We start from the raw sequence: 18,932 nt of genomic DNA on the forward strand, positions 1-18,932 counted from the left end.
CCGGATGGACGGCACCGAGGACCGGCTCGCACCGGTCAGCTACCTCTTCGGGAGCGCGTCTGACTCGGCAGACGAGCCGCGTTCCGAGTGCGACGAGATCGAGAGCTTGCTCGCGAACGGGCTCTCCGACGAACTCGCGCGCGCCGCCGAGGCGTCGCAGCGCGCCCTCGCGCGGCGCGCCCTCTCCCGCCGCGAGGTGGAGCGGGTGCTTCGCGACAAGGGGTTCAGCGAGGACGCCATCGGCACCGAGCTCGCCCGATTGAGCGCCTACGGTCTCGTCGACGACTCCGCACTCGCGCAGGACCTGGTGGCGTCGTTGCAAGAGCGCAAGGGTCTCGGCCGCACGGCGATCGCCGCGGAACTGGCCCGGCGCCTGCTCGTGCCGTCGGCGATCGCCTACGCACTCGAACTCGTGGACTCGGGCGACGAACTCGCCCGAGCCCGCGAGCTCGCCGGCAAGCGGGCCGGCCAACTGGGCGGGCTCGACCGGGACACCGCGGTGCGGCGGCTCAGCGGCTACCTCGCCCGCCGGGGCTACTCGGGAAGCACCGTGCGCGCCGCCGTCGAGCAGGCGCTCCCCGCGAGCTCGCCGCGCCCCGTCGTCCGCTTCCGCTGACCGCGCCGCCGAACCGCCGCGTCGACGGTGCGACGTAGACTGTCGGCACCATGACGCTGCTCGAGGTCGACCCGGCGCTCCGGGAGGAATCCGCCCCGCGTACCTACGAGGTGCGCACCTTCGGCTGCCAGATGAACGTGCACGACTCGGAGCGCCTGAGCGGCTCCCTCGAGGCGGCGGGCTACGTCCGCTCGACCGACGGGGACGCCGACATCGTGGTCATCAACACCTGTGCCGTGCGCGAGAACGCGGACAACAAGCTCTACGGCACCCTCGGGCACCTCGCCGACGCCAAGCGGCACCACGCGGGCATGCAGATCGCCGTCGGCGGCTGCCTCGCGCAGAAGGACAAGAACGTCATCCTCGAGAAGGCCCCCTGGGTCGACGTCGTCTTCGGCACCCACAACATGGGCTCGCTGCCGACCCTCCTGGAGCGCGCGCGCCACAACGGCGAGGCCCAGCTCGAGATCCTCGAGTCGCTCGAGGTGTTCCCCTCGACCCTCCCGAGCCGCCGCGAATCCACCCACTCCGGCTGGGTGTCGATCTCGGTCGGCTGCAACAACACCTGCACCTTCTGCATCGTGCCCTCGCTGCGCGGCAAGGAGAAGGATCGCCGCCCCGGCGACATCCTCGCCGAGATCGAGGCCCTCGTCGCCGACGGCGCCATCGAGGTGACCCTGCTCGGGCAGAACGTGAACTCCTACGGCGTCGAGTTCGGCGACCGCCTCGCCTTCGGCAAGCTCCTGCGCGCCGCCGGACAGATCGAGGGGCTCGAGCGCATCCGCTTCACGAGCCCCCATCCGGCGGCCTTCACCGACGACGTCATCGACGCGATGGCCGAGACCCCGAGCGTCATGCCGCAACTGCACATGCCGCTGCAGTCGGGCTCCGACCGGATGCTCAAGGCGATGCGCCGCTCGTACCGCTCCGAGAGATTCCTCGGCATCCTGGACCGGGTGCGTGAACGCATCCCGCACGCCGCGATCTCGACCGACATCATCGTCGGCTTCCCCGGCGAGACCGAGGAGGACTTCGCCGACACCCTGCGCGTCGTCGAGCAGGCCCGCTTCGCCTCGGCGTTCACCTTCCAGTACTCGATCCGTCCGGGAACGCCCGCGGCGACGATGCCCGACCAGCTGCCCAAGGCGGTCGTGCAGGAGCGCTACGAGCGCCTCATCGCGCTGCAGGAGCGCATCTCGGGCGAAGAGGCTCAGAAGCTCGTCGGCAGCCCGATCGAGGTGCTCGTCGCCACCGGTGAGGGGCGACGCGACGAGGAGACCCGGCGTATGTCGGGCCGTGCAGAGGACAACCGGCTCGTGCACTTCGACGTCCCCGAGGGGTCGGCTGTGCCCCGACCCGGCGACGTGGTGAGCGTGGTCGTGACCCGCGCCACGCCGCACTTCCTCATCGCCGCGCCCGAGGGTGCCGCCCTGCCGATTCGCCGCACCCGCGCCGGCGACGCGTGGGATCGCGCCGAGGCCGAGTCTTGCGCGGTGCCGACCCACGCGCCGACCACGGGCCGCGCCGTCCATCTCGGTCTGCCCGGGCTCCGCCCTCCGGTGTGAGCGCGCTCGTCGCGGTCGTCGGCGCGACCGGAACGGGCAAGACCGAGCTCTCGCTCGACCTCGCCGAGCGCCTCGCCGCATCCGGAACGCCCGCCGAGATCGTCAACGCGGATGCCATGCAGTTGTACCGCGGCATGGACATCGGCACCGCGAAGCTCGCCCCCGCCGATCGCCGCGGCATCCCCCACCACCTGTTCGACGTGCTCGACCCCATCGAGGAGGCGAGCGTCGCGCGCTACCAGCGGGAGGCGCGGGCGGTCGTCGACGACATCGCCGCCCGGGGTGCGGTGCCGATCCTCGTGGGGGGCAGCGGCTTGTACGTCTCGAGCGTCGTCTACGACTTCCGTTTTCCGGGCACCGACCCCGAAGTCCGCGCGCGACTCGAGACGGAGCTCGAGACCGCGGGCCCCGGCGGGCTGTATCGGCGATTGCGGGAACGCGACCCCGAGGCGGCCGCCGCCATCGGACCGCACAACGGGCGGCGCATCGTGCGCGCGCTCGAGGTGATCGAGCTCACGGGCGAGCCATTCGGATCCGGCCTGCCGTCCGAGGCCGCGCTGTGGCGGCCGACGATCACCGTCGGTCTCGAGCTCGAACGCGCCCGCCTCGTCCACGGGCTCGACGCGCGCGTGCGAGGGATGTGGGATGCCGGTCTGGTCGCCGAGGTGGCGCGGCTGCGCCCCGCCGGTCTCGGGGTGACCGCGAGTCGAGCGATCGGCTACGCCCAGGCGCTCGCGCAGCTCGACGGCGAGCTCGACGAGGCGGAGGCCATCGAACGCACCGCTGCGCTCACCCGCCGCTACGCCCGCCGCCAGGTGTCGTGGTTCCGTCGCTCTCCCGACACGGTGTGGTTGCCCGCCGACGACCCCGGGCGTGCCGACCGCGCGCACAGCGCCGTGCGATCCGCCGCCGCTAGGCTTCCCGGGTGAGCATCGAGATCGCCTTCACGAAGGGGCACGGCACGGGCAACGACTTCGTGCTGTTCGCCGATCCCGACGGCGAGATCGAGCTCGACGCCGCGCAGCTCGCGGCGCTCGCCGACCGCCGCTTCGGCGTCGGGGGAGACGGCGTCATCCGCGCCGTGCGCTCCGCACGGCTTGCCGAGGGGGCGGCGGCGCTCGCCGAGGACCCCGACGCCGAGTGGTTCATGGACTACCACAACGCCGACGGCAGCCCCGCGGAGATGTGCGGCAACGGCATCCGCGTGTACGGTGCGTTCCTGCTCGCCGAGGGGCTCCTCGAGCTGGGCGTGGGGGAGACGGTGCCGATCGGCACGCGGGGCGGGGTGCGCCTGCTCACCCGCACGGCCGACGGCTTCGAGGCCGACCTGGGCCCCTTCGTCATCGCCGGTGACGCCATGGTGTCGGCTCGTCGGCTCGACGTCGACCGGCCGGGGCTGGCCGTGGGCGTCGGCAACCCGCACGTGGTCGTGGCGCTCGCCGACGATGCCGAGCTCGACGCGCTCGACCTCTCGGACGCGCCTGTGGTGTCCCCGACGCCGCCGCATGGCGCCAACGTCGAGTTCGTGGTGCCCGCCGAACCGCTCGTTGCGGGGGGCGTGGGCCGCATCCGGATGCGTGTGCACGAGCGCGGCAGCGGCGAGACGCTGTCGTGCGGCACGGGGGCGGCGGCTGCGGCGCTGGCGACCCGGTCGTGGGCGGGCGACGGCGCACCGGACGCCTGGCGGGTGGAGGTGCCGGGCGGCGTCGTGGGCGTGCGCGTCGCCGAGACCGCCGACGGTCCGCACGTGCTCCTCAGCGGTCCCGCCGAGCTGGTCTTCGACGGCGCGCTGGAGCTCTGAGCGAAGGCCATTTCTGGATCGGTCCTAGATCCGGCTCTCGACAAGTCCTGCCGCGCGGCGGGCGTCTGCGGCCTCCGTGCGGCGTATCGTCCACGCCACGAGGGGGGTGAGGAGGCGGTCGGTTCCGCTGAGCGCGAGGTGCTTCTCGGTGACGAGTTCGCAGCTGTGCGCGTCGAACGGAAGGATGCGTCGGGTGCCGTGGGCGTCGACGCCTCCGATCACGCGCCACGCGAACCAGGCGCCCTCCTCGACGTCCTCCACGACGACATCGTTGCGGAGCTCGCGCCCGAGCACACGAAGCTGTTCGACGGCCCGGGCCCCCTCGCGAATCCGACCCGGGGGCGTCTGCTCCATCCGGCTCACACCGGCGCGCCACAGCGGGTCGTTCGCGTAGTCGGAGAGCACCGCCCATGCCGCCGCGGCGGGCGCATGGATGACGGCGCGACTGACGATGCGGATGTGTGACATGCCGCCTCTCTATAGTTTCTGAGAAAACTATATGCCGGAAGACTATTCTGGCACCATGGCGTCCCCTCCACCCGATTTCGCCGACCACGCCGTCGCCCAGTGGAGTCGCGAGCGGCCCGACCTCGACTTCGCGGCGATGGGACCGCTCGCCCGTTTCGCGCGGCTCGGGCTGATCGGCGGACGGCTCGTCGACGCGACATTCGCGCCGCATTCGCTGGATCGCGGTGAGTTCGATGTGCTCGCGAGCCTGCGCCGCAACGGCGCGCCCTACGAGCTGACGCCCTCGCGGCTCGCATCGGTGCTGCTCGTCTCGCGGGGAGGGATGACGAAGCGGATCGATCGCCTCGAGGCGCGTGGTCTGGTGCGGCGCATCGCGCGCCCCTCCGACCGACGGAGTCTGCTCATCACGCTCACCGACGACGGGCGGCGGCTCATCGACGAACTCGTTGCCGAGCACGTCGTGAACGAGTCGCGGCTGCTCGCTGTGCTGGACCCCGAAGAGCTTGCGGCCTTCGACGGCGTGCTGCGGAAGCTGCTGGCGGTGGCGGAAAGGGTTCCGACTCAGAGCGCGGGGACCACATCCAGCGGCTGAGTGAGCCCCGTGCCCGAGCGATGCCGCACGCGCAGCACGCGGAAGCCCTTGCTCGTGGCGGCCCGCACGACGGTGAAATCGGAGGGCAGTTCGCCCTGCAGCCAGCGCTGCAGCGAGTCGGATCCGAGGTTGCGCTGCACGACGAGCCAGGCGTCCGAGCCGAGGCTCAGGCGCGGCAGCCAGCGCGAGAGCATCGCGTGGAGCTCGTTCTTGCCGACCCGGATGGGCGGATTCGACCAGATGGTGCGGAACCGGACATCCTCCGGCACCTCGTCGGGCGTGCACACCCGGACGTTGTCGAGCCCGAGCGCCGCCGCGTTGCGGCGCACGAGGTCGAGTGCGCGCTCGTTGACGTCGACCGCCCAGACGGTCGCGCGCGGCGACTCCAGGGCGAGGCTCAGCGCGATGGGGCCCCAACCGCAGCCGAGGTCGAGGAAGTCGCCGCCGGGCGGCGGGGCGGGCGTGTGGGCGAGCAGCACCTGGGTGCCGACGTCGATCCGCTCGGGGCTGAAGATGCCGTTCGCGGTCGTCACCTCGACGTCGCGCCCGGCCAGACGCACGCCGAGGGTTCTGAGCACCGGTTCGCCGGAGGGCGAGCTCGTGAAGTAGTGCTCGGGTGGCATGCAGGCAACCTACCGAAAACGAGTGACTAGGGTTAACCGGATCATGAGCGAGAGCGTCGAACACCCCCGGGACGTCGTCGAGGACGAGGTCGCCCGCGACGCCGTCGAGCGTATCCTGGCCGCCGACGACGTCCATGCGGGCGTGCGCGCGTTCGGCGGACGGGCCGCCGCCCTGCAGGACGAGCGTACCGCGGACGGCGGCGAACGCGACGGCGAGCAGTTCGACCGCGAGGAGCGCGCGGCGCTGCGGCGCGTGGGCGGGCTCTCCACGGAGCTCGCCGACGTCACCGAGGTCGAGTACCGGCAGGTGCGCCTCGAGAATGTCGTGCTCATCGGCGTCTACACGCCGTCCGACACCCTGGAGGACGCCGAGAACTCGATGCGCGAGCTCGCCGCGCTCGCGGAGACGGCGGGCGCGGTCGTGCTCGACGGCCTCCTGCAGCGTCGACCGCATCCCGACCCCGCCACCTATCTGGGGCGCGGCAAGGTGCAGGAGCTCGCGGATGTCGTCGCCGCCCTCGGGGCCGACACGGTCGTGGCCGACACCGAGCTCGCCCCCAGCCAGCGTCGCGCCCTCGAGGACGCCGTGAAGGTCAAGGTCATCGACCGCACGGCCGTCATCCTCGACATCTTCAGTCAGCACGCGAAGTCCCGTGAGGGCAAGGCGCAGGTCGAGCTCGCCCAGCTGCAGTACCTGCTTCCCCGCCTGCGCGGCTGGGGCGAGTCGATGTCGCGCCAGGCCGGTGGTCAGGTGGGCGCGGGCAACGGCATGGGCTCCCGCGGTCCCGGTGAGACGAAGATCGAGCTCGACCGCCGCCGCATCCACTCCCGGATGGCGAGGCTGCGCACCCAGATCAAGGGTTTCGCTCCGGCGCGCGAGGCCAAGCGGGCCAACCGCGACCGCTACCAGGTGCCGTCGGTGGCGATCGCCGGCTACACGAACGCGGGCAAGTCGAGTCTGCTCAACCGCATCACCCGGGCGGGCGTGCTCGTGGAGAACACCCTCTTCGCGACCCTCGACCCGACGGTGCGCCGCAGCCGCACCCCCGATGGCCGCGTCTTCACGATCGCCGACACGGTGGGCTTCGTGCGCAACCTCCCGCACCAGCTCGTCGAGGCGTTCCGGTCGACGCTCGAGGAGGTGAGCGCCTCCGACCTCGTGCTGCATGTCGTCGACGGTTCGCACCCCGACCCGGCCTCCCAGATCGCGACCGTCCGCGACGTGCTCGGCGAGGCGGGCGCGCGTGACGTGCCCGAGCTCATCGTGTTCACGAAGTCCGACCTCATCGACGACGACCGGCGCATCCTGTTGCGCGGTCTCGAGGCCGACTCGGTGTTCGTGTCGGCGCGCACCGGCGAGGGCGTCGAGGAGCTCATCGAGGAGATCGGACGCCGGCTGCCCGAGCCGGAGGTGGAGCTCGAGGTGGTGATCCCGTACGACCGCGGCGACCTCGTCTCGTTCGCCCACGACCGGGCGCGGGTGCTCGAGACCAGCTACGACGAGGCGGGCACCCGCATCCGCGTGCAGGCGAGCGAGGCCGTCGCCCACCAGCTCGAGAGCGGTGCCGCCACGGGCGTCGTCCGCTCGTAACCGTCTGACACAGTGAGGCGCACCGGGTATCCTGGTGGGGCCGTGCTCCTGCCACGGCTGGAGCAACCGCCGAGCCCGGCATCTGCCCCGCGTGCTCGCGCGCCCGCGCGACGACGACGGAGGATGCGATGACCGAAACCGTGCGCGATGGCGCCCGGCCGACGTTCTCGTTCGAGCTGTTCCCGCCGCGCGACGCCGCTGCCGAGTCGGCCCTCGTGGGCAGCACGCTCCCGGCGCTCGTGGCGGCGGGGCCCGAGTTCATCTCGGTGACCTACGGGGCGAGCGGCTCCACCCGGGATGTCTCGCTCGACGTGCTGCGGCGCGTGCTCGAGACCGAGGTGCGGCCCATGGCGCACCTCACCTGCGTGGGCTCCTCCTACGCGGAGGCCAGCCGTCTCATCCGCGAGTTCCTGGACGCGGGCGTCACGAGCTTCCTCGCGTTGCGCGGCGACCCTCCCGCGGGCGTGGCCGAGAAGGATGTCTTCCTCGGCGACCTGGGCAGCGCCGGAGAGCTCGTGCAGCTCATCCATCGCGTGCAGGCCGAGCGCATGCCGTTCCGCCAGCTCGACGTGCCCGGTGTGCCGAGTGCGAAGCGCCTCGCCTCCGGCGAGAAGGTGACGATCGCCGTCGCGGCGTTCCCCAATGGGCACCCGCGGTCGCGGTCGCGCGCACAAGACCTCGACACCCTGCTCGCGAAACAGGCTGCGGGTGCGAACCTCGCCATCACGCAACTGTTCTTCGACGCGGACGACTACCTCGGTTTCGTGGACGCCGCGCGCGCGGCAGGTGTCACGATGCGGATCCTGCCGGGCATCATGCCGGTGCTGAGCGTGCCGCGCCTGCGTCGTATCCTCGAACTCACCGGGGAACGCGAGCCGACCGAGCTGCTGCGCGCGCTCGAGGCATCCGACGATCCGGCGGCGGTCGGCATCGAGCACGCCACCCGCCTCGCGTCGACGCTGCTCCAGGGCGGCGCCCCCGGCCTTCACCTCTACACCTTCAACCGACACGAAGCCCCGCTCGCGGTGCTCGCCGGCGTCGGGCTCCTCCCCATCCCCGAACCGATCGGAAACCCACTCGCATGACCGCACCATTCCCCACCGGCACGATCCTCGGCTACCCGCGCATCGGTCGCCGTCGTGAGCTGAAGCGCGCCGTGGAGGCGTACTGGGCCGGCCGCATCGACGCCGCCGAGCTCGAGGGCACCGCCGCCGAGCTGCGCCACGTGACCCGCGAGCGCCTCGTGTCGCTCGGCCTCGGACGCGACGACTCGTCGATCCCGGAGTCGTTCTCCTACTACGACCAGGTGCTCGACGCCGCCGTCACCGTGGGCGCCGTGCCGACCCGCTTCGCCGACCTCGTGGATGCCGACGGCGCCGTCGACCTCGCCGGCTACTTCACGATCGCGCGCGGCGAGGGCGACCGCGCCCCGCTCGAGATGACCAAGTGGTTCGACTCGAACTACCACTACCTGGTGCCCGAGATCGGGCCGGAGACCGAGTTCCGGCTCGCCGGCGACCGCCTGGTGCGCGAGGTCGAGGAGGCCGCCGCCGCGGGCTACGTGACCCGGCCCGTGATCGTCGGCCCGGTCACCTTCCTGCTGCTCGCCAAGCCGAGCGACGAGGCGCCCGCGGGCTTCGCACCGCTGTCGCGCCTCGAGGACCTGCTGCCCGTCTACCGGGAGCTGCTGGCACGCCTCGCCGCGGCCGGTGCCCAATGGGTGCAGCTCGACGAGCCGGCGCTCGTGAGCGAGTCGCTCGAGACCCCGCGTGGCGAGGTGCTCGCGGCCGCCCAGACCGCCTACGGCTCGCTCGGGGCGGGTCGCCCGCTCGGCATCCTCGTGGCGGCCCCGTACGGCTCGCTCGACGACGCCCTCCCCGTGCTCGAGCAGGCGCCCATCGACGCCATCGCGCTCGACCTCGTCAAGGGCGCCGTGCCGACCCGTCCGGCGACCGACAAGGTGCTCGTGGGCGGTGTCATCGACGGCCACAACATCTGGCGCGGCGACCTCGAGGCCGCGTTCGAGAAGCTCGGCAAGCTCGCCGCACTCACCCCCCAGGTCGCGGTCGCCACCTCGACCAACCTGTTCCACACCCCGCACGATGTCGCCGATGAGCCCGAGCTCTCCGCGCAGCTGAAGACCTGGCTCGCCTTCGCCGACCAGAAGGTCGGCCAGGTGGCGACGCTCGCCCGCGGCCTGCGCGAGGGCAAGACCGCCATCCAGGCCGAGCTGGACGCGGCCTCCGCAGCTCTCGAGGACCGCAGCACGGCCCCCGGTGTGCGCGACGGCGCGGTGCGCAGCCGCGTCGCCGGGCTCGACGCCTCGGCGTTCTCGCGCGGCGACTACGCGACCCGCCGTGCGGAGCAGGATGTCGCGCTGCGCCTGCCCCCGCTGCCGACCACCACGATCGGCTCGTTCCCGCAGACCGGCGACATCCGCCGAGAGCGCGCCCGCCAGGCGAAGGGCGAGATCACCGAGGCGGAGTACGAGGAGTTCCTCAAGCTCCAGATCCGCGACGTTGTGGCGCTGCAGGAGCGCATCGGCCTCGACGTCCTCGTGCACGGCGAGCCCGAGCGCAACGACATGGTGCAGTACTTCGCCGAGAACCTCGACGGCTTCGCGGTCACCCAGAACGGCTGGGTGCAGTCCTACGGTTCGCGCGCCACGCGCCCCTCGATCCTGTGGGGCGACGTGTCGCGCCCGGCGCCCATCACGGTGCGCTGGTCGACCTTCACCCAGTCGCTCACCGACAAGCCCGTCAAGGGCATGCTCACCGGGCCGGTCACGATCCTCGCCTGGTCGTTCGTGCGCGACGACCAGCCGCTCGCCGACACCGCCTACCAGGTGGCGCTCGCCCTGCGCGACGAGATCGCCGACCTCGAGGCGGCCGGCATCGGCGTCATCCAGGTCGACGAGCCCGCACTGCGCGAGCTGCTGCCGCTCAAGAAGCGCGACCAGGCGGCGTACCTCGACTGGTCGGTCAACTCGTTCAAGCTCGCCACGAGCGGCGTCAAGAACCGCACCCAGATCCACACGCACCTGTGCTATTCGGAGTTCGGCGTCGTCCTCGACGCGATCGACGGGCTGGATGCCGACGTCACCTCGATCGAGGCGGCTCGCAGTCGCATGGAGGTCGTTCCGGAGCTCGAGCGCAGCGGCTTCGGCCGCGGCATCGGGCCGGGCGTCTACGACATCCACTCGCCGCGCGTCCCCAGCGTCGAGGAGGTGCAGGAGCTCATCGGCACCGCCCTGTCGTCCATCCCGGAGCGCCAGCTGTGGATCAACCCGGACTGCGGCCTCAAGACCCGCGGCTACGACGAGACGGTCGCCTCGCTCGAGAACATCCTGAGCGCCACCCGGGAGGCCCGCGCCGCACTCGGCGCCTGATCCCCGACGCGGCTCACAGCGAGGGTGGGGCATCCGTTCAGCCGGGCGCCCTACCCTCGTGCCGTGCAGCTGGCAGTTCACGTGCGCGGGTCCGGAGACCGCACCGCGGTTCTCATCCACGGGATCATGTCCGATCACCGCGCCTGGACGCGGGTGAGCGACGAACTCGTCGACGGCGGCTTCCGGGTGCTCGCGGTCGATCTCGCGGGGCACGGGGCGAGCCCGCGTTCTCGGCGCTACACCCCCCGCGGGTGGGCGGACGACGTGGTCGAGACCCTCGATCCCTTGCTCGACGGCCCGCCCGAGCTCGTCATGGGGCATTCGCTCGGCGGACTCGTCGCCTCCCTCGCGGCGGATCGGCTCGCGCCGCGCGCCGCGATCTATGTGGATCCCGCGTTCGCGTTCCCGAAGGGCATCCGCGGGGCGCTGTTCAAGCTGGCCTTCGCGCTCGCGCCCCGACCGCGACGTTCGGCGCTCGTGCGGTGGAATCCGCGCTGGAGCCCTGAAGACGTCGACAACGAGCTCGCGGCGCTGCGTGAGTGGGACAAGCGCACCATCCTGGGCTTCGCCGATTCACGTCCCGTCGTGCCGCCGCTGCGACTCGTCGCGCCGAGCCTCGTCGTGCTCGCCGAGCGGAGCCTGCTCATGACGGATGCGGCGGTGCGCGCGCTGCGCGGGCTCGGCATGACCGTCGAGACGGTCGCCGGCTCCGGCCACAACGTCTTCCGCGACGATCTGCCGGGCTTCATGCGCGTCGTCGGGGAGTGGCTGCAGCGCCAGGGCGTCGCAACCCGCTGAGTGGTGCGGTTTCGGCTGGATGGCGCGGCTTCGCCGGTGCCATCCAGCCGAAACCGCACCACTCGTCGCTAGACCGAGCGCAGCACCGCCACGACCTTGCCGAGCACCTCGGCGTTGTCGCCCAGGATCGGCTCGAAGGCCGTATTGCGCGGCAGCAGCCAGGTGTGACCGTCGCGCTGACGGAACACCTTGACGGTCGCCTCGCCGTCGAGCATGGCTGCGACGATCTCGCCGTTCTCGGCGGTGTGCTGCTCACGCACGACCACCCAGTCGCCGTCGCAGATCGCGGCGTCGATCATCGACTCGCCCGAGACCTTGAGCATGAACAGCTCGCCCTTGCCGACGAGCTGGCGGGGGAGCGGGAAGATCTCCTCCACCTGCTGCTCGGCCGTGATGGGCACGCCCGCGGCGATGCGCCCCACGAGCGGCACCATCGCCGCATCGCCGACCGGAGCGCTCGGGGAGTCGTCGACGGCGGTGGGCACGTCGATGAGCACTTCGAGCGCGCGAGGGCGGTTGGGGTCGCGGCGGAGGTATCCGGCCAGCTCGAGCTGGTTGAGCTGGTGGGTCACGCTCGAGAGCGAGGCGAGGCCCACCGCGTCACCGATCTCGCGCATGCTCGGCGGATAGCCGCGACGGGAGACGGAGCGCTGGATCACCTCGAGGATCGCGAGCTGCTTCTCGCTGAGGCTCTTGCGCCTTCGCGTGGCGGGACGCTCGTCGAGGGGCTGGATGTCGCTCATGTCGTCTCCCGGAGGCCGATGTCGGTGGTTGGTGATCGGATGCATCCCGTCGATCGAAACTGTATCCGCTTCGGCGGGTGCAGACAAACATCCGTTCGAGTGTGTCGCGAGATCCGTCCCGCCTCGCAGCGGGATTCACGGGGTTCCGGAAGTTCCACTTGAACAAACGTTCGATCGAAGATAGATTCGGAACACAGCTTCGCATCCGGCCTCCCGGCCGAGGCCGGATGCGGCGGCTGCTCACTTCTCGACACGAGCAGGAGGCACCTCATGAGCACCATCGCCCTCAGTTACGCCGGCCCCCGTCCGGACGCCCGTCCGCGTGCTCCGCGACTGCACCTCACTCGGCGCGGGCGTCTCGTGTTCGGTGCCCTGCTCGTGGCCCCCGTGGCGATCGCGCTCGCGGTCTCGGGCATCGCCGGCGGGGTCGCGCAGGCCGGCTCGAGCGCGTCCACGGCGAGCTTCGAGTACATCTCGGTCGCCTCGGGTGAATCCCTGTGGGATCTCGCCCAGTGGATCGCCCCCGAGGCCGATCCGCGCGAGGTCGTGTCGGCGCTCGTCGCCCTCAACCAGCTCCCCTCGGCCGAGGTCCAGCCCGGTCAGCGTCTCGCGATCCCGGCGGAATACGCTCGCTAGACTCGCCCGGTGGCTCTCTCCGACCTGCCGATCCGTGACGACCTCCGAGGACTGACCCCGTACGGGGCGCCCCAGAAGCACGTGCGGTACGCGCTCAACGTCAACGAGAACACCCACCCGATCCCCGAGCCCGTTGCGCGGCACATCGTCGAGTCGCTCGCGCACGCCGTGCTCACCGCGAACCGCTACCCGGATCGCGAGTTCACCGCCCTGCGCGAGTCGCTCGCCGGCTACCTGAGCCGCGACCTCAGGGAGCAGCAGATCGCGCCCGAGCAGATCTGGGCCGCGAACGGCTCGAACGAGATCATCCAGCAGCTGCTGCAGGCCTTCGGCGGCCCCGGCCGCCGTGTGCTCGGCTTCCCTCCCACCTACTCCATGCACTCGATCATCGCGGCGGGCACCGGTACCCGGTGGATCGCGGCGGAGCGCGACGCCGACTACGCCATCAGCCCGGAGACGGCCGTGCGCGCGGTCGAGCAGCACCGTCCCGACCTCGTGTTCCTGTGCGCGCCCAACAACCCCACCGGCACGGCGCTGCCGCTCGAGACGATCGAGGCCGTCTACGACGCCAGCGACGGCATCGTCTTCGTCGACGAGGCCTACGCCGAGTTCATGCCGAAGGGGCAGCCCACCGCGCTCACCTTGCTGCCCGGCCGCGAACGGCTCGTGATCTCGCGCACCATGAGCAAGGCGTTCGCGTTCGCGGGCGTGCGCCTCGGCTACCTGGCGGCCGACCCCGCGATCGCGGACGCCCTGCGCCTCGTCCGGCTGCCGTACCACCTGTCCGCGCTGACCCAGGCGGCGGCGGTCGCCGCGCTCGCGCACGCCCCCGAGATGCTCGCGATGGTCGACGACATCGCCGCCCAGCGCGACCGCATCGTCGCCGAGCTCCCGGCCCTCGGCTACCACGCGTGGCCCAGCCAGGCCAACTTCGTGCTCTTCGAGGGGGTGACCGACCCGCAGGCCACCTTCCGCGCGCTGCTCGAGCGCGACATCCTCATTCGCGACGTCGGCATCCCGCACGCCCTCCGCGTGACCGCGGGCACCCCCGACGAGACCGCCTTCTTCCTCGCCGCCCTCGCCGCCCTCCCGCGTTAACCCGCGAGATGTCCGTTGTTGCACGTTTCGGCCCCCGATTCCGCAACAAGTGACATCTCGCGGGGTCGGTAGGGTGAGGGGATGAGCAGCACGCACCGGACGGCACGCTTGAGCCGTCAGACGAGCGAGTCGAGCATCGAGCTGACCCTCGACCTCGACGGATCGGGCCAGTCCGACATCCAGACGACGGTGCCGTTCTACGACCACCTGCTCACCGCCTTCGCCAAGCACGCCCTCGTCGACCTGACGGTGCGCGCCGAGGGCGACACGGACATCGACGTGCACCACACGGTCGAGGACACCGGCATCGTGCTCGGCACCGCCATCAAGCAGGCTCTCGGCGACAAGGTCGGGATCGGCCGCTTCGGCGACGCCCTCGTGCCGCTCGACGATGCCCTCGCGCAGGCCGTCGTCGACGTCTCGGGGCGCCCCTACCTCGTGCACTCGGGCGAACCGGCCGGCTTCGAGTACCACCTCATCGGCGGCCACTTCACCGGATCGATGGTCCGGCACGTCTTCGAGGCGATCACCTTCAACGCGGGTCTCACGGTGCACCTCACGGTGCTCGCCGGTCGCGACCCGCACCACATCGCCGAGGCCGAGTTCAAGGCGTTCGCGCGTGCGTTCCGGCAGGCCGTCGCGCGCGACGAGCGCGTGAGCGGTGTGCCGTCGACGAAGGGCGCCCTCTGAGATGAGCGCGCCCGCGCCCTCCGTCGTCGTGCTCGACTACGGATCCGGCAACGTGCACTCCGCCGCCAAGGCGATCGAGCGCGCCGGAGCCCGCGTCGAGCTGACCGCCGACCGCGACAAGATCGCGAACGCGGATGGCCTGCTCGTGCCGGGTGTCGGCGCCTTCGCGGCCGTGATGTCCGCGCTCGACGCGGTGCGGGGTGCGGAGCTCATCGACCGTCGGCTCGCAGGCGGCCGAGCCGTGCTCGGCATCTGCGTCGGCATGCAGGTGCTCTTCGAGCGCGGCGTGGAGCGCGGAGTCGAGACCGAGGGGCTCGGGGAGTGGCCGGGCGTCGTCGACGAACTGCACGCCCCCGTGCTGCCGCACATGGGCTGGAACACGGTGGATGCGCCGGAGGAGTCGCAGCTGTTCGCGGGACTCCGCGACGAGCGCTTCTACTTCGTGCACTCCTTCGCGGCGCGCAGCTGGAGTCTCGACCCGATCGGCGCCTTCGCGGTGCCCCGGGTGACCTGGGCGACCCACGGTGAGCCGTTCGTGGCGGCGGTGGAGAACGGGCCGCTGTGGGCGACCCAGTTCCACCCCGAGAAGTCGGGCGAAGCCGGCATCCGGCTGCTCGGCAACTGGCTCGCGACGCTCTAGCCTGCGGCATCCGAGGATCTCGATCCACCGCCTGCGGCGGCATTCGATCAGCGGGGGTCCAGCTGTGAGTGAGCGCAGCGGGTGACCGGAGTCGGTTCCGGGACGCTGGCACCGGGCCGGGCGGGAGCGGGCCGTCCAGGCCCGCGAGGGCATGCGTCCCGGAACCGACTCCGGTCAGTCGCGGAGCGGCGTGGGTCGGGCGTGAGACCGCAGCGGAGTCGAGTACGATCTTTCTCTCGTGACCGAGTTCAACACCTCACCCGCTTTGACCCTGCTCCCGGCGGTCGATGTCGCCGACGGCAAGGCCGTCCGGCTCACCCAGGGGGAGGCAGGAACCGAGACGAACTTCGGCGATCCGGTGGACGCCGCGCAGGAGTGGGTGGATGGCGGCGCCGAGTGGATCCACCTCGTGGATCTCGACGCAGCGTTCGGTCGTGGCAACAACCACGCGGTCATCAAGAAGGTCATCAAGTCGACCCCGCGGCGGGTGAACATCGAGCTCTCGGGCGGCATCCGCGACGATGCGACCCTCGAGGCGGCGCTCGCCACCGGTGCGAAGCGCATCAACCTCGGCACGGCGGCGCTCGAGAACCCGGAGTGGGCGGCGCATGTGATCGCCGAGTACGGCGAGGCGATCGCGGTGGGCCTGGATGTGCGCGGCACGACGCTCGCCGCGCGCGGCTGGACGCAGGAGGGCGGCGACCTGTGGGCGGTGCTCGCGCGCCTCGAGGAGGCCGGCTGCGCCCGCTACGTGGTGACGGACGTGACGAAGGACGGCACCTTGAAGGGGCCGAATCTGGAGCTGCTCACCGAGGTGCTCGCCCGCACCCCGAAGCCGGTGATCGCGTCGGGCGGCGTGGCGACGCTCGATGACATCGCGGCCCTCCGCACCCTCGTGCCGCACGGTCTGGAGGGTGCGATCGTGGGCAAGGCGCTCTACACGGGGGCGTTCACGCTCGCCGAGGCGATCGACGTCGCGAGCGACTGATGGCGGACCACCGCGCCGACAGCGCGGGCATCCCGTTCGAGGGCAGGCGGTTCCAGGAGAACCCGGCCGCCGCGGATGACGGTTCCGCGCCGGAGCGGCTGATCGAGGCGGTCCGCCGTCTGCAGGCGGGTGAGCTCGGGATCGCCGAGGTGGTGGCGGCGCTGCATCCCGAGCGCCTGCTGGTGCCGCTCGTGGCGGAGCGCGGCGATGAGGGTGTCGGCCCGCACGGGCAGACCGTCGACAAGACGCAGGAGCTGTCGGTCGTCACCGTGAAGGGGCCGGATGGGCGTGCCGCCCTTCCCGCGTTCACCTCGGTGGCGGCGATGCAGCGCTGGGACCCTCTCGCGCGTCCGATCCCCATCCAGGCGAGCCGGATCGCGCTCGCGGCGGCCGCCGAGGGAACGCCGCTCGTGGTGGTGGATCCGCAGTCGGACACCCAGTTCGTGGTGCGCGCTCCCGCGTTCCGGGCGCTCGCGACGGGCGAGGACTGGACGCCCTCGTTCGAGGACTCCGCGGTGGCGGAGGCGTTCGCGTCGTCGGTCGTGGGGGAGTCGGCGGTGCAGGTGATCGGCCTCGCGCCGGGGGATCCGCTCGCGCGGTTGGCCGGCCCGGAGCTGGTGGTGCTGCTGCAGCTGGACCCCGCGCTGCCCGAGGCGGCGCGTCAGGCGCTGCTGACGCGCCTGCAGGCCCGCTGGAGCGCCGATGAGCTCATCGCGGCCCGCGTCGACTCGATCGGCGTGCGCTTCACCCGTCTCACCCCCTGAGGGCTCGCGATGTGCGCCCCCAGCGGCGTGTCTCGAACGGTGTGCGACCGTTCAGCTGACGGGGCCGGTCCACTTCTCGCCGGGGCCCTTGCCGATGGGGTCGGGGATGCGCGAGGCCTCGCGGAAGGCGAGCTGGATGGTGCGCAGCCCGTCGCGCAGTGCGCGGGCGTGGTGGTCGCCGAGGCTCGGGGCGGCGGCGGTCACGAGTCCGGCGAGGGCGTCGATGAGCTTGCGTGCCTCGTCGAGGTCGGTCTGCTCCTCGGGGTCGTCGGCGAGTCCCACCTTCACGGCGGCGGCGCTCAGCAGATGCACTGCGACGGTGTTGATGACCTCGACCGCGGGCACCTCCGCGATGTCCCGGATCTCCTCCCCGACGTCCTCGGGGTCGGCGGCGGACATCGGCTCTGCGCTCACGGGGTTTCCTCTGCTATCCTTATGCGGGCTCCGGGGCCATCTCCCCGGAAACGCAAGTGGAGAGATCCCACCCGCCGACCGCTTCTTCAGGTTATCGGGTCAGAGTAGGCAGCCGGGTTCGAGTCGCGAGAGCGGCGCGGATGCGGTGGCGCACTCCGTCGGCAGCAGCCGATTGCACGGGTGCGGAGTCTCGTCACGCGCGTGCACATACCGCCGAATGAAGGAGACCCGCATCAGCGATCCCAGAACCAACGACCGCATCCGCGTCCCCGAGGTCCGCCTCGTGGGTCCCGCGGGAGAGCAGGTCGGCGTCGTCCGCATCGAGGATGCCTTGCGTCTCGCGCAGGAGGCCGACCTGGATCTGGTCGAGGTTGCTCCGAACTCCAAGCCGCCCGTGGTGAAGATCATGGACTACGGCAAGTTCAAGTACGAGCAGGCCCAGAAGCTCAAGGAGGCTCGGCGCAACCAGGCGAACACGATCCTCAAGGAGGTTCGGTTCCGCCTCAAGATCGACAAGCACGACTACGAGACCAAGCGCAAGCGCGCCGAGGGCTTCCTGCAGGCGGGCGACAAGGTGAAGGCCATGATCCTGTTCCGCGGCCGCGAGCAGTCCCGGCCCGAGCAGGGCGTGCGTCTTCTGCAGCGCTTCGCCGAGGATGTGGCGGAGTTCGGCACGGTCGAGTCCACCCCGACGATCGACGGTCGCAACATGGTCATGATCATCGGCCCCCTGAAGAACAAGGCCGATGCGAAGGCCGAGCAGAACGCCAAGCGCGCGGCGAACCGAGCGCGCCCCCAGAACCCGACGGATTCCGACGGATCCGCCGACACCACGGCAGCTGCCGACAAGACAGAGGAAGAGTAATGCCCAAGCAGAAGACGCACTCCGGTGCGAAGAAGCGCTTCAAGATCACCGGAAGCGGCAAGGTTGTGAAGCAGGGCGCCGGCATGCGCCACCACCTCGAGACCAAGCCCTCGCGCGTGACCCGTCGCCTCAACCAGGATGTCGTGCTCGCCCCGCAGGACGCCAAGGTCATCAAGCGCCTCCTGGGCAAGTAAGCCCGACCGAGAACACAGAAGGACTTCAGAGAAATGGCACGTGTCAAGAGGGCGGTCAACGCCGCCAAGAAGCGCCGCACCACGCTCGAGCGCGCCGAGGGCTACCGCGGTCAGCGGTCGCGCCTCTACCGCAAGGCGAAGGAGCAGGTCACCCACTCGCTCGTCTACGCCTACCGCGACCGTCACGCGAAGAAGGGCGAGTTCCGTCGCCTGTGGATCCAGCGGATCAACGCCGCGGCCCGCGCGAACGGCATCACCTACAACCGCCTCATCCAGGGCCTCGGCCTGGCGGGCATCGAGGTCGACCGCCGCATCCTCGCGGAGCTCGCGGTCAACGAGCCGGCGACCTTCACGGGTCTCGTGGCGGCGGCGAAGGCCGCTCTGCCGAGCGATGTGAACGCCCCCAAGAGCGCGGCGTAACCCGCCCGCACGAAAGGCGCGTCTCCCTGGGGGAGGCG

The 18,932-nt window shown here is 71.4% G+C and carries 22 protein-coding genes; 18 read left to right on the top strand and 4 right to left on the bottom strand.

Annotation, left to right across the window (positions count from 1 at the left end; genetic code table 11):
- Positions 1-4 precede the first annotated feature (4 nt).
- Genes FLP23_RS07515 through dapF form a run of 4 tightly spaced genes read left to right on the top strand, consistent with a single transcriptional unit; the run spans position 5 to position 3,982 of the window.
- Complete coding sequence (locus tag FLP23_RS07515; protein WP_168200404.1) at positions 5-616, top strand: regulatory protein RecX; 612 nt, start codon at positions 5-7, stop codon at positions 614-616.
- A 50-nt stretch (positions 617-666) separates the two neighbouring features.
- The gene (gene miaB / locus FLP23_RS07520) at positions 667-2,181 is read left to right on the top strand and encodes a tRNA (N6-isopentenyl adenosine(37)-C2)-methylthiotransferase MiaB (protein WP_149325284.1); all 1,515 of its coding nucleotides are present in this window, start codon (positions 667-669) and stop codon (positions 2,179-2,181) included.
- Positions 2,178-3,110 (top strand): tRNA (adenosine(37)-N6)-dimethylallyltransferase MiaA, encoded by a 933-nt coding sequence (gene miaA, locus FLP23_RS07525; RefSeq protein WP_149325285.1) that lies wholly within the window; start codon positions 2,178-2,180, stop codon positions 3,108-3,110. The genes miaB and miaA overlap by 4 nt, the downstream gene beginning before the upstream one ends.
- Positions 3,107-3,982, top strand: coding sequence for a diaminopimelate epimerase (gene dapF / locus FLP23_RS07530; RefSeq protein WP_149325286.1), 876 nt, complete (start codon positions 3,107-3,109; stop codon positions 3,980-3,982). Before miaA ends, dapF begins: the two co-directional genes overlap by 4 nt.
- A gap of 24 nt (positions 3,983-4,006) precedes the next feature.
- Here the strand turns inward: dapF and FLP23_RS07535 are convergent, their stop codons facing one another.
- Positions 4,007-4,450, bottom strand: coding sequence for an SRPBCC family protein (locus FLP23_RS07535; protein WP_149325287.1), 444 nt, complete (start codon positions 4,448-4,450; stop codon positions 4,007-4,009).
- A gap of 55 nt (positions 4,451-4,505) precedes the next feature.
- Here FLP23_RS07535 and FLP23_RS12565 point away from each other — a divergent pair, with 55 nt between their 5' ends.
- Entirely contained in the window at positions 4,506-5,042 is a 537-nt protein-coding gene (locus FLP23_RS12565; protein ID WP_281290296.1) for a MarR family winged helix-turn-helix transcriptional regulator, read from the top strand.
- Here FLP23_RS12565 and FLP23_RS07545 read toward each other — a convergent pair.
- Positions 5,012-5,665, bottom strand: a complete 654-nt coding sequence (locus tag FLP23_RS07545) for a class I SAM-dependent methyltransferase (RefSeq protein WP_149325288.1) — start codon at positions 5,663-5,665, stop codon at positions 5,012-5,014. The two genes, FLP23_RS12565 and FLP23_RS07545, sit on opposite strands and share 31 nt — an antisense overlap.
- Before the next feature lie 43 nt (positions 5,666-5,708).
- Between FLP23_RS07545 and hflX the strand changes: the two genes are divergently transcribed.
- The 4 genes from hflX (at position 5,709) to FLP23_RS07565 (ending at position 11,442) form a co-directional block, all read left to right on the top strand.
- Complete coding sequence (hflX, locus tag FLP23_RS07550) at positions 5,709-7,256, top strand: GTPase HflX (RefSeq protein ID WP_149325289.1); 1,548 nt, start codon at positions 5,709-5,711, stop codon at positions 7,254-7,256.
- A gap of 128 nt (positions 7,257-7,384) precedes the next feature.
- Positions 7,385-8,341: a methylenetetrahydrofolate reductase gene (locus FLP23_RS07555; RefSeq protein ID WP_149325290.1), complete on the top strand. Its 957-nt coding sequence runs from the start codon at positions 7,385-7,387 to the stop codon at positions 8,339-8,341.
- Positions 8,338-10,644 (top strand): 5-methyltetrahydropteroyltriglutamate--homocysteine S-methyltransferase, encoded by a 2,307-nt coding sequence (metE, locus tag FLP23_RS07560; RefSeq protein ID WP_149325291.1) that lies wholly within the window; start codon positions 8,338-8,340, stop codon positions 10,642-10,644. Before FLP23_RS07555 ends, metE begins: the two co-directional genes overlap by 4 nt.
- An 81-nt stretch (positions 10,645-10,725) precedes the next feature.
- Positions 10,726-11,442 (top strand): alpha/beta fold hydrolase, encoded by a 717-nt coding sequence (locus tag FLP23_RS07565; RefSeq protein ID WP_281290312.1) that lies wholly within the window; start codon positions 10,726-10,728, stop codon positions 11,440-11,442.
- Positions 11,443-11,510: 68 nt separating this feature from the next.
- On the opposite strand, the gene lexA is transcribed toward FLP23_RS07565, so the two are convergent.
- Positions 11,511-12,185 carry a transcriptional repressor LexA gene (gene lexA / locus FLP23_RS07570; protein ID WP_149325293.1) on the bottom strand — a complete coding sequence of 225 codons (675 nt, stop codon included), beginning with the start codon at positions 12,183-12,185 and terminating at the stop codon, positions 11,511-11,513.
- A gap of 270 nt (positions 12,186-12,455) precedes the next feature.
- On the opposite strand from lexA, the gene FLP23_RS07575 reads away from it, so the two are divergent.
- From FLP23_RS07575 to FLP23_RS07600, 6 genes are all read left to right on the top strand, one after another.
- Positions 12,456-12,821: a LysM peptidoglycan-binding domain-containing protein gene (locus tag FLP23_RS07575; protein ID WP_149325294.1), complete on the top strand. Its 366-nt coding sequence runs from the start codon at positions 12,456-12,458 to the stop codon at positions 12,819-12,821.
- Between the two features lie 9 nt (positions 12,822-12,830).
- A complete protein-coding gene (locus FLP23_RS07580; RefSeq protein WP_149325295.1) occupies positions 12,831-13,919 on the top strand; it encodes a histidinol-phosphate transaminase in 1,089 nt (362 codons plus the stop codon).
- Between the two features lie 81 nt (positions 13,920-14,000).
- Entirely contained in the window at positions 14,001-14,609 is a 609-nt protein-coding gene (hisB, locus tag FLP23_RS07585; RefSeq protein WP_149325296.1) for an imidazoleglycerol-phosphate dehydratase HisB, read from the top strand.
- Position 14,610: 1 nt separating this feature from the next.
- Positions 14,611-15,249 (top strand): imidazole glycerol phosphate synthase subunit HisH, encoded by a 639-nt coding sequence (gene hisH, locus FLP23_RS07590; RefSeq protein WP_149325297.1) that lies wholly within the window; start codon positions 14,611-14,613, stop codon positions 15,247-15,249.
- A gap of 238 nt (positions 15,250-15,487) precedes the next feature.
- A complete protein-coding gene (priA, locus tag FLP23_RS07595; RefSeq protein WP_149325298.1) occupies positions 15,488-16,237 on the top strand; it encodes a bifunctional 1-(5-phosphoribosyl)-5-((5-phosphoribosylamino)methylideneamino)imidazole-4-carboxamide isomerase/phosphoribosylanthranilate isomerase PriA in 750 nt (249 codons plus the stop codon).
- Positions 16,237-17,001, top strand: coding sequence for an SseB family protein (locus FLP23_RS07600; RefSeq protein WP_149325299.1), 765 nt, complete (start codon positions 16,237-16,239; stop codon positions 16,999-17,001). Before priA ends, FLP23_RS07600 begins: the two co-directional genes overlap by 1 nt.
- A gap of 51 nt (positions 17,002-17,052) precedes the next feature.
- Here FLP23_RS07600 and FLP23_RS07605 read toward each other — a convergent pair whose 3' ends face one another.
- On the bottom strand, positions 17,053-17,400 hold the full coding sequence (locus tag FLP23_RS07605; protein WP_149326243.1) for a DUF1844 domain-containing protein: 348 nt from the start codon (positions 17,398-17,400) through the stop codon (positions 17,053-17,055).
- A gap of 232 nt (positions 17,401-17,632) precedes the next feature.
- On the opposite strand from FLP23_RS07605, the gene infC reads away from it, so the two are divergent.
- Genes infC through rplT form a run of 3 tightly spaced genes read left to right on the top strand, consistent with a single transcriptional unit; the run spans position 17,633 to position 18,894 of the window.
- Positions 17,633-18,280: a translation initiation factor IF-3 gene (gene infC, locus FLP23_RS07610; RefSeq protein ID WP_211645736.1), complete on the top strand. Its 648-nt coding sequence runs from the start codon at positions 17,633-17,635 to the stop codon at positions 18,278-18,280.
- Positions 18,280-18,474, top strand: coding sequence for a 50S ribosomal protein L35 (gene rpmI, locus FLP23_RS07615; RefSeq protein ID WP_149325300.1), 195 nt, complete (start codon positions 18,280-18,282; stop codon positions 18,472-18,474). Before infC ends, rpmI begins: the two co-directional genes overlap by 1 nt.
- Positions 18,475-18,507: 33 nt before the next feature.
- Positions 18,508-18,894, top strand: coding sequence for a 50S ribosomal protein L20 (rplT, locus tag FLP23_RS07620; RefSeq protein WP_149325301.1), 387 nt, complete (start codon positions 18,508-18,510; stop codon positions 18,892-18,894).
- The last annotated feature ends 38 nt before the right edge of the window (positions 18,895-18,932 follow it).

The sequence above is a fragment of the Protaetiibacter larvae genome, from assembly GCF_008365275.1.
Lineage (GTDB): Bacteria > Actinomycetota > Actinomycetes > Actinomycetales > Microbacteriaceae > Homoserinibacter > Homoserinibacter larvae.